This is a genomic window from Pedobacter sp. R-06 (genome assembly GCF_049913135.1).
Lineage (GTDB): Bacteria > Bacteroidota > Bacteroidia > Sphingobacteriales > Sphingobacteriaceae > Pedobacter.
Genome location: NZ_CP183977.1, coordinates 5,555,108 through 5,567,430, shown reverse-complemented (window position 1 = coordinate 5,567,430; position 12,323 = coordinate 5,555,108). Strand labels below are relative to the sequence as shown.

Annotated in this window: 10 protein-coding genes; 4 read left to right on the top strand and 6 right to left on the bottom strand. The window is 43.3% G+C overall.

What is annotated here, in order from left to right:
- Window positions 1-20 precede the first annotated feature (20 nt).
- Window positions 21-872 carry a helix-turn-helix domain-containing protein gene (locus tag ACN9MR_RS22540; protein ID WP_426326780.1) on the top strand — a complete coding sequence of 284 codons (852 nt, stop codon included), beginning with the start codon at window positions 21-23 and terminating at the stop codon, window positions 870-872.
- Here the strand turns inward: ACN9MR_RS22540 and ACN9MR_RS22535 are convergent.
- Window positions 869-1,396, bottom strand: a complete 528-nt coding sequence (locus tag ACN9MR_RS22535; protein ID WP_426326779.1) for an SRPBCC family protein — start codon at window positions 1,394-1,396, stop codon at window positions 869-871. The genes ACN9MR_RS22540 and ACN9MR_RS22535 overlap by 4 nt on opposite strands.
- Before the next feature lie 30 nt (window positions 1,397-1,426).
- Entirely contained in the window at window positions 1,427-2,311 is an 885-nt protein-coding gene (locus ACN9MR_RS22530; protein WP_426326778.1) for an SDR family oxidoreductase, read from the bottom strand.
- A gap of 778 nt (window positions 2,312-3,089) precedes the next feature.
- Here ACN9MR_RS22530 and ACN9MR_RS22525 point away from each other — a divergent pair.
- The 3 genes from ACN9MR_RS22525 (at window position 3,090) to ACN9MR_RS22515 (ending at window position 7,077) form a co-directional block, all read left to right on the top strand.
- Window positions 3,090-3,983, top strand: coding sequence for a S1 family peptidase (locus tag ACN9MR_RS22525; RefSeq protein WP_426326777.1), 894 nt, complete (start codon window positions 3,090-3,092; stop codon window positions 3,981-3,983).
- Window positions 3,984-3,999: 16 nt separating this feature from the next.
- Entirely contained in the window at window positions 4,000-5,262 is a 1,263-nt protein-coding gene (locus ACN9MR_RS22520) for a hypothetical protein (RefSeq protein ID WP_426326776.1), read from the top strand.
- Between the two features lie 813 nt (window positions 5,263-6,075).
- Window positions 6,076-7,077: a hypothetical protein gene (locus tag ACN9MR_RS22515; protein WP_426326775.1), complete on the top strand. Its 1,002-nt coding sequence runs from the start codon at window positions 6,076-6,078 to the stop codon at window positions 7,075-7,077.
- 10 nt (window positions 7,078-7,087) lie between these two features.
- Here ACN9MR_RS22515 and ACN9MR_RS22510 read toward each other — a convergent pair whose 3' ends face one another.
- The 4 genes from ACN9MR_RS22510 to ACN9MR_RS22495 form a co-directional block, all read right to left on the bottom strand.
- Complete coding sequence (locus ACN9MR_RS22510; protein ID WP_426326774.1) at window positions 7,088-7,264, bottom strand: hypothetical protein; 177 nt, start codon at window positions 7,262-7,264, stop codon at window positions 7,088-7,090.
- Between the two features lie 17 nt (window positions 7,265-7,281).
- The gene (gene porV, locus ACN9MR_RS22505) at window positions 7,282-8,364 is read right to left on the bottom strand and encodes a type IX secretion system outer membrane channel protein PorV (protein ID WP_426326773.1); all 1,083 of its coding nucleotides are present in this window, start codon (window positions 8,362-8,364) and stop codon (window positions 7,282-7,284) included.
- Between the two features lie 51 nt (window positions 8,365-8,415).
- Entirely contained in the window at window positions 8,416-11,511 is a 3,096-nt protein-coding gene (locus ACN9MR_RS22500; RefSeq protein ID WP_426326772.1) for a T9SS type A sorting domain-containing protein, read from the bottom strand.
- A 158-nt stretch (window positions 11,512-11,669) separates the two neighbouring features.
- Complete coding sequence (locus ACN9MR_RS22495; RefSeq protein ID WP_426326771.1) at window positions 11,670-12,203, bottom strand: DUF6252 family protein; 534 nt, start codon at window positions 12,201-12,203, stop codon at window positions 11,670-11,672.
- Between the last annotated feature and the right edge of the window lie 120 nt (window positions 12,204-12,323).

Below are 12,323 nucleotides of genomic sequence, written 5' to 3'. Positions count from 1 at the left end.
TAGAATAGCCAGTAAAATATATGGAGAAAGATCAAAACGGACGTCTATATGAAACCAGCAGCGCTTTGAAAGGTGTTGTAAGCCATTTTTACCATGTTTTTAATTCCGCAGACGCTGCTCCGGTTATCAAACACGTTTCGCCCAGCCTTGAAATGAAATTGATCTTTAATTTTGGTCCTCCTGTTAGAATTTCTTACAATCAGGAAGCTCCGGAAACAGTGATAGAGCGCGTATCTATTATTGGGCCTTTAAAAAAAATGCTGAACTATGAGTTGCCGGCAAATGCAGATGCGATCGTAATCACTTTCGAATTAGACGGATTTTATCGCCTTTTTAAAGTCCCTTTAACAACGGTTACTGGAAATGAAACCCAGAACTTAGCTATTTTGCCACACAGCCATTACCTTGAAGAACTGTGGCGAGAGTTAACGGAGTTAGAAGATATACAAGACCGCTTGCAGATGTTGAACCATTTTATAGACTCTCTGGCCGAAACTAATGAAGCCGCAGTAAAACCATTAATAGAAGGAGAGTACTATTTTCATAACCCATTGATCCAGCCGGTTAAAGCAATTGCGGCAAATACGGGGTTAACGGAACGGAGTATACAGTTGCGTTTCCAGAAATATGCCGGTTACTCGCCAAAGGAGTTATTGCGTTTCTTACGTTTCAAAGCAGTTATAAATCACCTGTTAAATTTACCTAAGGATAAACCTGATATTTTCGGTATTATCGATGAATTTAACTATCATGACCAAAGCCACCTGATCAAAGATTTTAAGTATTTTTTGGGTACCACACCACACCGTTTCATTAAAGAACTAAAAGGCCGGCAGTTTTACCTGACCGGCCAGGACAAAAATAGATGCTAACCCTTTTCTGCTTCATTTTTTAAAGCCTGCAACCAGTTTTTGGTTGCAATGTTGAGGTTCTTCTGAAAATATCCTTTCATCAGTTTTACCATCCAGCCTTCCATGCTTTCGTTAACAACAACAGTTGTATATCCGTCCTGTTGCTTAAACTGCCAGGTATGTATTGCAAAAGCTCCAAAGGCCTTACCACACCATCCGATCTGTTGATTTGTTTTAACAGTTTGTAAGGTTGACTTGATGTTCATACCAGCGGTTGACCATTCAATAAAACTGCCAGGCTGAAGCGGCCCATCGAGCTTTGCGGCCGTAATTTCTTTTTGCCACTCAGGCCATTTTTGAATGTTTGTAAAAACTGCATATACTTTTTGGGATGAAGCATGAATCCTTATTGACTGTAAGGTTTTTACCGGAGCATCCCGATTGACATTGCCCGATGTTGTATAAGAACTGGTAAACTCCAGAATTAAAACTGCCGCCACTACAGCAACCAATAACATGGCTGATACTTTAATTAACTTTTTCATATCTTTTTCTTAAGTTGAACTACGTGAATTTTATGCCGAAAACAAATAGGCATAATCTTTTGCAAAGGCTTCAAATTTGTAGGGCGGCTTTCCGGTTACAGCTTCGATGTCGGGGCTGATCAAAGCTGCCTCCCCCCTTGCATAATGAGCATAGTCTTCTAATAGTCCCTCTGCCTGCCATTCGGGAAAGCCTACAGATAAGACAGCATTACGCATATCTTCTGGCGTAACGTCAATATACCTTATCTCTCTGGAAGTTGCTGCTGAAAGTATACTGGCTAAGGCTGTATGTGTTAAAGCTTCAGGTCCGGTCAGGTTGTAGATTTTTCCCTGGTGGCCGTCTTCTGTTAACGATTTGGCTGCAACAGCTGCGATATCACGAATATCAACTAAACTAACTTTTGCCTGGCCGGCTGGAGCAAAGAATTTGCCCTGGTGAATAATCGGATCGCGAAAAACAAGAAGCCCCTGCATAAAAAGATTGGGACGCAGGAACGTATAGTCAATTCCTGATGCAATGATCTTTTGTTCTACTGCGGCATGATAACGCAAATAACGCACCGGAGATTGAATATCTGCCGCAAACTGAGAAAGTTTCACAATATGTTTTACACCTGCAGATATTGCAGCATCAACCAATGCAATCTGCTGGATTTCTGCCTGTTCGGTAGAATTGGTCAGTAGAAATACTTTTTCGACACCCGAAAGTGCCTCACTCAGACTTTGAGGATCGTTAAAGTCACCCTTTACCAACTCCGATCCGGATAAAGATTTAAGTGATCCTATGCTGTTGAATGAGCGGACCATAGCCTTAAAGTTAAAACCTGCTACTGAGAGCTGTCTGGCTAATTCTGAACCTATTGTGCCAGTGGCACCAGTAATTAAAATAGAATTGTTTTTTGATGTATCGTTCATGATTGTTATAATTAATACTTCAAATTTCAATGTATTTTAATCTCTATAATTGTAAGAAAACGAAGGCATCTTAATTAGCGCCGATGGTTACCAGGACTGTCTAAAGAAGCACTAGCTAATTGTACGGGCCATTAAATGCCTACATCCGCACCAACGGATCTACTGTCTGAACGAACAAATACCAATTGAGAAAGTCATTTAAATACCTGGTTTGGAGCTGTGGCTTGTGCCGATCAGATAAACTGATCTTCAACAGCAGGCATGAGGTAAAAAGGATGATTATCGAAGCATTTCAGCCCCCATTTATAAACCACAAACGCTAAAGCCTTAACCAGCTGCTTTTAGCCTTGAAAGATTTTTCTTATGCTGCCAATACACAATGAGGTTTACACCACTGAGTAAAGACACAAGGACTACCGGTAGTTCCAGTAACTCACATTTCCTGAACGATTCTTTTCATTCTTCCATTTTGGGATTCCACAGGCGATAATATTCTTCTTTGGTGGGCTGTAGCTCTGTCGGTATCGGCGGGGTCTTATCATAATAGAGTCTTCCCATCTCATTGAAAATTAAAGGGTTGTGGTTTGGTTTGATCTAAGCTAATCCAATGAAAGAGCATATACAATACTTACTTTTGAGTAATATACGGCAATTCCGTTAATTTTTTCCTGCAGGAACCAGCACTCCTCGTAACAAATTCACGATCAGCACAATACCCAGAATTAAGTATTGTTTTATCGGTTTTTTTCATCCAATTTCACGATCAAACCATACAACTATGAGCTCTAGAAAAAAATGTGGCTGTTCCAATCATGAATTTGATGCGGAGGCGGCCTTCCGCGTGCTGAGCAGAAAGTATACCGCACTGGCTAAAGTGCTTCTGGAAATGCAGGAGAAATCTTCGGGATTTCAGGAAAGTGCGCAAGGTGGCGCTATGCTGGAAAAACTGAACTGGATCATCGGCGGAAAAGAGGTACCCGAGGGCGTCTATCCTGAGTGCTGTCTGGTGGGTTACCGGCAGGGCAGCTCCTTTCACTGGACATGCACGGGGATCCTCATTGCCCCTAACGCAGTACTGACCGCCGGGCATTGTTTTGTTCCGGGGGCGATATATGAGGTTGCCCTGAAGGCCACCAGGATCGACAGCCTTTCCAAGGCTGAACGGATCGGGGTGAAAAAGGCAGTTCTCCACCCTGGCTATAATGTAAACACTCATTTCAATGATCTGACCGTGCTAATGCTCGATCATGTAGCTAAGACGGTACCGATTGAGCTGGCCAGCCGTACGGAGCTCAACGCGGCAGTGGAAGTAAGGCTGGTGGGATTCGGCAATACCGATCCGCTGGGCACGATAGGTTTCGGGATCAAGCGGGAGGTCAGCGTTCCCATCAAAAGTATCCGTACCTCCCCCGCCCAAGATCTCCAGCAGCAGGAATACCTGTATGGATACGAGTCCGATATTGAGTTCGTTGCCGGCGGGGATGGTTATGATTCCTGCACGGGTGACAGCGGCGGCCCGGCCTATATCAACGTTGGGGGAAAACTCAAGCTGGCCGGAACAACCTCCAGATCCTCGCTAGACTCGATGTCAGATTGCGGGGACGGCGGGATTTACAGCCGGGTGGACAGCCATCTCAATTTCATTACTGATACCATCAAAAAATACAGTTAACCTAAATATGACCCTCATGAAAACCCGATACATTAAACAGCTGACTTTTTTACTTAGCATACCCCTTTCCGCGGTAATTGCCCCGGAGGCGATGTGCCAGACATCCAAGACCCTCCCGATTATCCTCAATGTGCAGGATGAGATGGAGGTGAAAGCCTTGAAGAAAGGCATCAAAAAAGGGGAACAGTATGTGGTGACCCTTTCCGGGATCAACACCGCTCACCACCAGTTCAAGCTTGAGGCAAAGTCTTTCGAGCTGTATTCGCCCCTGCCGGAGGCACTTAAACCATTGCTCTCCGGTCTTCCGGGGAGTGTAAGGTCGGCAAACATGGATGCAAAGGCCATGGAGGCCGATCTGCAGGTCAGGATGCAGAGGCTCATTGATCTGAAAACACTTGCCGATGCGCTTTACGAAAACTCAGAGCATGCGCCACTTTCTGCATCGCTTTTCCAGTCACAGGTGAAAACACCCTTGCAAAACATCTACGCTTCGGGGGTCAGCCCCAAACTGTTGGAGCTGGTCAGCGCTGATATTTATCTGCTCAATGCGGTGGCTGAATCGCTCCAGGGTACTGTTGCAAATGCCAGACGTTATGATCCCGAGCTGGTGAAGAACCTTGCCATCGCGAGCGCCAGAGCGGATGACCTGAAGAAAAATGATTACCTCTCATTTGCCCGCTACCTGATCCGCTCGGAGAAAGCCAAAAGCTCGATCACCACAAAGCCTTTTAAATCAGAAAAGGACCTCACTGAGCTCAGGTTGATCCTTTTTGACAGTTATGCGAAGGATACCCTGTATAAGGCGACCGAGACGCTATATAATTTCGGCGGATTCGGGCTGAGTTTTTCCACGGGCTTCATCTACAGTGAGGCGATCTCGGAAAAGCCGTATTACCTGCAGGCCCGTACTGACGGGAACATGGCGGTACTTCATGACAGGCCCATGGTGTCGGACGTGTCGGTGGGCGCTTTCGGTCAGCTCTATTACAAGTTCACCCCGGCCGTGCGCTTCGGACCAGGCATCGGTCTTTCGGTCTCGCCCTTTGACGGAAAGACTAGGTACCTTGCCGGAGGAGGCTTTCTGCTGGGCCGGGAAAAGATGATCGGTATTATCGGAGGCTGGGCATGGGCCAAGTCCAAGCTGCTCTCCGACCAGGTCAAGCAGGATGCCGGGGGTCTTTATCTCCCAGCAGCTGCAACGGCCATTCCGACCTATGAGCGCTTGAAATCCAGCTTTTTTATCGGACTAACCTATAACCTAACCTCCACAAGGAAGTAGCGGGCGCGGTATCGCGGCTGAAGTCAGGTATGCATCAAGAAAGAAGCCGTTGGCCCATGATGAACCAGCGGCTTTTATTTTTTAAAAAATTACTATTCCTCGCTGCCGGATTGTTCTTTTATCACCTTGGCTTCCCCCTGCCCTCTTTGCTTCTGCTTTGCGGTGGATCGACGCATAAAAATCTTTCGGCGTGACGGTAAATCGTGCATTCCCCTCGAAGCGTCCGGCATCGGCATCCTTGCAATACCATTTATAGGGCTAAATGCCTCTTGCAGCAAAATGCCATCTACAATAGGTTCTCCTGTTTAGGATAAGTAGTATCTACGATATTGGCCTTGGTACTTTTCGTAGGGACATGGTTATCATATCTGTCTTACCTTTCCCAAATCGCTTTAGCATTGGAAAAGGTATGACAAGGCTTAATTTAGGGACGCGGGATAGATATTTGGTATTAATGTAGGTGTTTACCTGGCTAATACAAGTTTTCGTTTCATTTTGCTACAATTTTCCTCAATATTAAAGTTCTCTCAGTGCTTTTTTAATCAACCTGATCAATGGTAAGTTAATCAGAAGGCGTGATCCCAGTTATCTATTCAAACAATATGTAACCGAAATTAAGAAGTGCTACCGAGGTGAAATACACATTGAGCACCTAATAAAAACAACGGCATAAAACCTTTCCTCCCTGGTCTGTTTGAAAATTGATAAACATAATAAGTATTGAAAATAGCGATGAGAATAGTTATTTTTAATGCTTTACCTTTTTTTACCAAGAGCATTAATACACAGGATCAGCTATAAGCCCATCAATGAATGAAAACAGAAATAAAATCACTGGCGTTAACCATCATTATAATAATCATCCTGGGGGGCTGTAACCCAAATAGCAAAAGTAAACATTCTGCCCGGCAAGAGGGTGCCATAGCTGTACAAAAAAAAGCAATGCCATATTCATCGCAAGATAGTATTGCCTTGTTGCAACTTACCAAAAACTTGTACAAATGGAACCAAAGGGATGATAATGACGATTATTTTAGCCCCTTGCTGAAAGAAAAAAACGATACTGCATATGTTGGGTTTGATATGAAGTTACACAAACAAAAGCTGCAGAAGATAAGGGGTTCGGGATTATTCTCTGAAACTTTTATAAGCAGTTACAACAAAATTGCTATGACCATTGATGCTAAAATGAAGGATGGTACGCTACGATGGAAAACCGGCGAACTACCACCATTCGGCAATGGTGCAAATCTCTGGTGCAATTGCCAGGATGTACCGGATGATTTTTTAAGCAAACTATATATTATGCACCTGCGGGAAGAAAAGGATGGCATATTTTATAACTGGGCTTGGGGAGAAGACATCGTTTACAATCTTAAAGCTTTAAAAGAAAACAATCAATGGAAAATATCGGAAATGGAAGGTTTTGATTACAACAGTTTGGTTAGCACTTTTCAGAACCAGAATGATTTTACCGGCAAGTGGGCAAACGGAATGGTTACGCTGAATATTGGGGAAACCTCACTGGCTTTTGAGTACCACGGCCAATGTGTGTATTTCTATCCCATAAAAAAGATAAGCAACACCGAATTCGAAATGATCTGGGCAAGAGATATGGACTGCAAATTCGACAATGGAACCAAGGAGACTTTTGGTTTAAAAGAGACACCCAAACCAGGAAAGCCGTTTGCAAAATTCAACATTAAAAAGGGCACTTTGTATGCTGAATATTATTACGCCGAATGGGTAAAAAGATATACCGCACAAATACAGGAAAATGTTTTCACCCCGGAATATTCCAGAAAAAATGACTAATTAAAGCGATTTATTGTTGTTTTGGAGAAAGTAGTTCTTCGTCATGACCCTGCCTGCAAGGTACCGACAAATAAATCAATACCTCCCTTAACATTAACCTAAAACATACACCAGCATCGGCACCAAACAGAATAGCCAGATTTAATCCGCCAATCTTGTTTTCGACAACGCCTACTGAAATATACACCCGGAATCTTAGTGTTTTTATATCGCGTAGCCCAAGGTAAAGCGCATCGTGTTACTTAAAAATGTCCGTTGAGGGTTTCCGGTTAGATAAGCCATATTCAACGCAATCGTTTTTCGTTTGAAGCCAATGCCGACAGAAAAAAAACTTCCCGGTGAACGCTCGTCACCTTGCAGATTATATCCCAGCCGGAATGCCGCAGTTTTCTTGTAGCAATACTCAGCACCTAAAGAAACCCCGAAATTAAATGCCCCATTTGAGTTAAAAGATGAAACCATACCTTGCATCAGGCTTTCATTTGCGTTCACATCATCTAAAGGGACCAGCAGCTTACTGAAGTCGAGCGCAATTCCCAACTCACTAATGGGATCAACCATGGTTTTATAAGCTGAACCAATCCTTAGGTTACCTGGCAAAAATGATTTCTGATCTGCTCGGTTGTAATAAGAGATTTTGGGGCCAATATTTTCTATATTGATTGCGAGCGCGACTTGGGCGCTATTCGAATAACCGACAGAGAAGATGTGATAAGAGGATATATCGATACAGTATGCACTGCCCGCCTGCCTGGAAACAGCTGCATCACTGCCGGTATAAAGATTGGAGTGTATGATTTTCAGTTTCATACCCAAGGAAAACCTTGAGCCGAAACCCTTAGCTATACCAACGCTTGCCACATATTCGGTTGGTTGAATATTGCCCAGATTGGTTTTATTCGCGTCGATCAGATCGATCTGTCCATATGAGAGATAATTTAGCGAAGTTGTTAAAGTCATTTTGGAATCCAGACGGCAAAAACCGCCTACAAACATTAACTTTCTATCGCTGACCAATTCCTTTAACCAGGGCGTGTAGGAAAGGTTTACGCCAAGTTTTCCTTCCAAAAAGGCTGACTTTGCCGTACTCGCCTCGGCAGTACTGCTGCTGGAAAGCAAAGCAGCACCTGCCTCACCCATGCCGGAAGAAATGGCATCGCTGGAGAGCAGTAAAAACGGAACAGCCAACTTGTTTGATGACAAGGGCGCCTGTTCTATCAGCTGCGGTTTCGCATACTGTATAGAAAGAAAATAAAAAAGCGTAAGGCATAAACAAGATCTTTTCATATAGGGCGAATTTAGGGGAGATGAAGATATCTCCCCTGATAGATACAAAAGTTAATGTTGTATAATAACCTGTTTCATAGATGTCTGTGCCCCATCTTTGATATGGACAAAATAGGTTCCATTGGGCAGGTCAGATACTTGAAAGGTAACTTCTTTATTTGAGCCTGTTTTACCTTCCCTTAATACCTTCCCTTTTCTATCATACAGTTTAGCCGAAAAATCGCGTTGACCTTCTATTTTGCCTGCTTTAGAGACAGACTTTGCCTGTTCAAGGTTTTGATAACCAATCTTCAGCTCATTACTGGTAGGATTTGGATAGACAACCATACGCAGATTGGCATCACAGTTTACCACAATGAACCCTTCTTCCCACATGGGCTCTGAGCATTCGGTACCTGTTAACCACAACTCAAGATTATAAAAGCCTTCTGGCATTTCCATTCTCGGAAATATAACCATTCCATTGCTCTCTGAGGTAGTAAACTTCTTTTGATAGAAAATCCCGTTGGCGTTCGCAATATAATAATTTACTTCAACCGGAAATGCCGGCGTTTGGCCAATGTTCCACTTAAAAATATTATTGTATTCGATGTAAGGCCTGTTACTGGTTGAGAACAACACCGTACCATCAGGAGCAATCCCCCCACACCCGTCTTCAGAATAAATCTCGGTAACATTTATACCATAAGGTACCCCCATTCTAACTGATGCGACCTCTAAAGGTATGCTACCACAATACGAGCTGATAATCGCTTTAACTTTTCCCAAACCATAACCTGTTCTGGTAACAGTGGCCTCGTTGCCAGCGCTAGCGCTGATATATGCAGGCCCTTCAACACTCCAGGTCACGGTCTGTCCGGGCTGCAGATTGTTTACAGTATAGGTAGCCTCATCGCACATTATCTTTGGCCCGGTAAGGGAAAGATCATATGCAGGCTGGCAGGTAGGGGAGCAGTTGAGGTTGTTACCAGTAACATTTTCTATTTCGTTGAATAACCACTCAGAAGTACGCGCGGTAAAGGTTGTGTGGCGTACATTACCGCCTCCCTGTGCAATGAAATTGAAGGCCGTTGAAGGATATCCTGTTGGGCTAACCCCACCTGTGTAGACTTTCGACAAACTTACCTGATCGATGTTCTGGATATCCAAAGCACTTACTGTAGGTACAAAAGTGAAATTGTTGAGCGTTCCACCTGCTGAAGCTCCATACAGTAGCTTTAAGAAAAGTACATCCAAAGATCCACCAATACTGCCGCCGAAACTAGCGCTTCCTATCGGAGAAGTTCCACCAGGCGCACCGTCAATTGGAAGGTAGCTTGAACTGTTCAATGTTTTTATTGATTTAAAAACATCCTTTCTGACTCTAACCAAACCAAAAAGATATATTTTTAAGGACATATCGATTTTAGCTATCTGCCCACCACCCCACATATTTGGAAGAGCGTTAGCTTCTATGCTCGCATTAGCCTTGGCGCTAGCTAAAAATGGCAGCAATGCTGCGGCGGCGTGGCCCTGTACATTTAGCAGCGAAGAACCTGGAGCTGCAAGTGCCGTACCGCATTCAGACCCCTGGCTTGTTGCGATAAAACGGTAGCTGGGTTGAGGATCTGAAGATGTAAAGGTAATCATTGGCCTATAGACGTTTGATAGCCACGTGTTCGATTCAATTGTGGTATAGTAATAATCGAAGAAGAAAAAAGGAGGGCCTATAGTATTTACATGCGTTTCTACCCTGTATTTTAATAATTGCTGAGTTGCAGGGCTCTGCATCAACCTGGTAATTTCAGCATATTGTGGAAGGATTTCCTGAACATTAAAACCAAGGATTTCAGCACGGCCAATATTCAAAACCACTTCCTGCAATCCCACAGGCACATTCGCTCCCTGGTGTGGACTGTCGTGTGTGATGAGCAGGCGTGTCTGTGTAGCGATGTTGTTTTTGGTGAGATCCGCCAGACCGTATCGTGCCACAAGACCGCCCATACTAACCCCCATTACCACGTTTTGTTCACTGCTACCGCCCAACGCCTTATCTGCATTTACCCATAACAGTACATCCTTGAACAGATTGGCATTTCTAACAATATCATCGGTACCGTTATTGTAATCAATAAATACCAGATCGTAACCGGCAACGTCATCAAGCTTTCCATTCAAGTCGTATGGAAGTGCATCAGTTGAGATTTGGTTAACAAAATTTTTATAGGTAAAATTCGCTCCCCCCAAGTTGGGCGCAGTAGAAGATGGATCATAGCCTTCGGCAACAATTAACGGTTTTTTGATGTGTCCACTTCCATTGAGACTGCTGTAGCGAACGAAAACCCTGCCGCCGCTGTGATTTCCTGTTGGATAAAATGTTTCAATAACATTGGGAGAATCGGGATTAAACCGTAAAAGTGCGGAAATCTCCTTAACTGTGATCGGTGAATAACATTCATAACTGCTGTTATCACTGAGGATCACCTTTATCTTTATATTTTTTGTCCCGATAGTGCTATAAGCAGGGTAAATGGGAGAATTCCAGGTAGTGGTGCGATACCCCTGCCCATCGTCAAAATCAATGTACAGATGGTTAACCGTTAAACCGCTATTGGTAAAAAATAAGTCCTGCTTAAAAATGAGCGAAAAATTTCCTGTCGCAAATTCATCTATGATCGGGCTTGCAGCGAAAAGAGAATTTGTCAGATAGGGTAATGCCGTCCTACCTGCAACATCATGGATCACATCATCTCCATCAATGCTCACCAGATTATTAGACAGTGCATCAGGTTTAAAAGTATTGAACCTACCTAAAACTACGCTTACCGGCACTGCGTCCTGAAGAGGAAAGTACCTATCGATTCGGTTATTGATGCTATCGACAGGTAGTAGAGGATTCGTTTGTAACATGCAACTCGAATACAGCGTGAAATAGCCCGCCCTTAACGTATTAATGCTTAACTTGTTACTATCAGTGAGCGTACCGTTAAAGGGTTTGAGGGAAATCATGGGAAAACCTCTTTCTTCCAGGAAACCAGTCGAAATATCGTTTCTATTGAGCTGCGCAAAAATGTATCGCATTTTGCCTTCCAGGCTTATCGTGTCCTGGGCATGGATGATTTTCCCCATTGACAGCAAGAGGATAAAGAGAGCGAAAAATTTTTTCATAGGTGGTTTGTTAACTTAATGATTGACAAGATTAAATAAACGGGAAATAAGCCGGGACATTAGTAGACCAGATTGCCTTAAACTTGATTTTTTTTCATGTGAATACCCGTTCCGATGTCGGCCAGAGAAATAAAAAGAAATAATTACTGTTGCTTCTACTAAATTTTTAGATCAAATCTACCTTCAGTAGCATTTATGATTTCGCAGCCCTGTTTTTCGAGAACAAACTCAAAGGAACCAGAAATTACTTTCTCAGTCAGGTCCAATTTGGTAATTTTCAGGACACCTTTTGGAACAATTTCATGGGAGCTGTAAGTGCAACTTCCTGTTTTATAAAAGCTCACAAGAACCTTGTCTTTATCAATAGAATAGGTTCCTGTTTTACTGATATTGTAACTGGCGATCGCTACGCTTTGAAACTGGTCTCCATCCAGATACCGATGTGCAGTAATATTCAGGGTTCCACCATTGAAATTTGCATCATACGTAATATTTAGCTTATCCTGGAGCAACGCTCCTTTTGGCAGCCATACCTTTCCATTGAGTACAAAGCCGAAGGTGTTAGCACCCTTCTGGGTTAGTGCAGGCAATTCCTCCTCTTTGGTTAATGATGTTTCTTTTTTGCATTTCACGCCGCTCATAGAAAGGCAGCAGACTGAAATGATCAGTAGTGTGAGTTTGTTGATTTTCATGCGTTTTAGATGTTACATAAAAATAAACCAAAAAAGTAATGGGTTGAACTTTTTAACGTTAAGTTTTTGTTAAATCGAATTGCTATCGTCCTTTTTTCTTGCCAGCAGAGTATAATCTAT

Coding starts and splice junctions, on each gene's coding strand:
- ACN9MR_RS22520 (WP_426326776.1), top strand. CDS start 4,000: ATGAAAACCCGATACATTAAACAGCTGACTTTTTTACTTAGCATACCC.
- ACN9MR_RS22515 (WP_426326775.1), top strand. CDS start 6,076: ATGAAAACAGAAATAAAATCACTGGCGTTAACCATCATTATAATAATC.
- ACN9MR_RS22495 (WP_426326771.1), bottom strand. CDS start 12,203: ATGAAAATCAACAAACTCACACTACTGATCATTTCAGTCTGCTGCCTT.
- ACN9MR_RS22535 (WP_426326779.1), bottom strand. CDS start 1,396: ATGAAAAAGTTAATTAAAGTATCAGCCATGTTATTGGTTGCTGTAGTG.
- ACN9MR_RS22540 (WP_426326780.1), top strand. CDS start 21: ATGGAGAAAGATCAAAACGGACGTCTATATGAAACCAGCAGCGCTTTG.
- ACN9MR_RS22500 (WP_426326772.1), bottom strand. CDS start 11,511: ATGAAAAAATTTTTCGCTCTCTTTATCCTCTTGCTGTCAATGGGGAAA.
- ACN9MR_RS22525 (WP_426326777.1), top strand. CDS start 3,090: ATGAGCTCTAGAAAAAAATGTGGCTGTTCCAATCATGAATTTGATGCG.
- porV (WP_426326773.1), bottom strand. CDS start 8,364: ATGAAAAGATCTTGTTTATGCCTTACGCTTTTTTATTTTCTTTCTATA.
- ACN9MR_RS22530 (WP_426326778.1), bottom strand. CDS start 2,311: ATGAACGATACATCAAAAAACAATTCTATTTTAATTACTGGTGCCACT.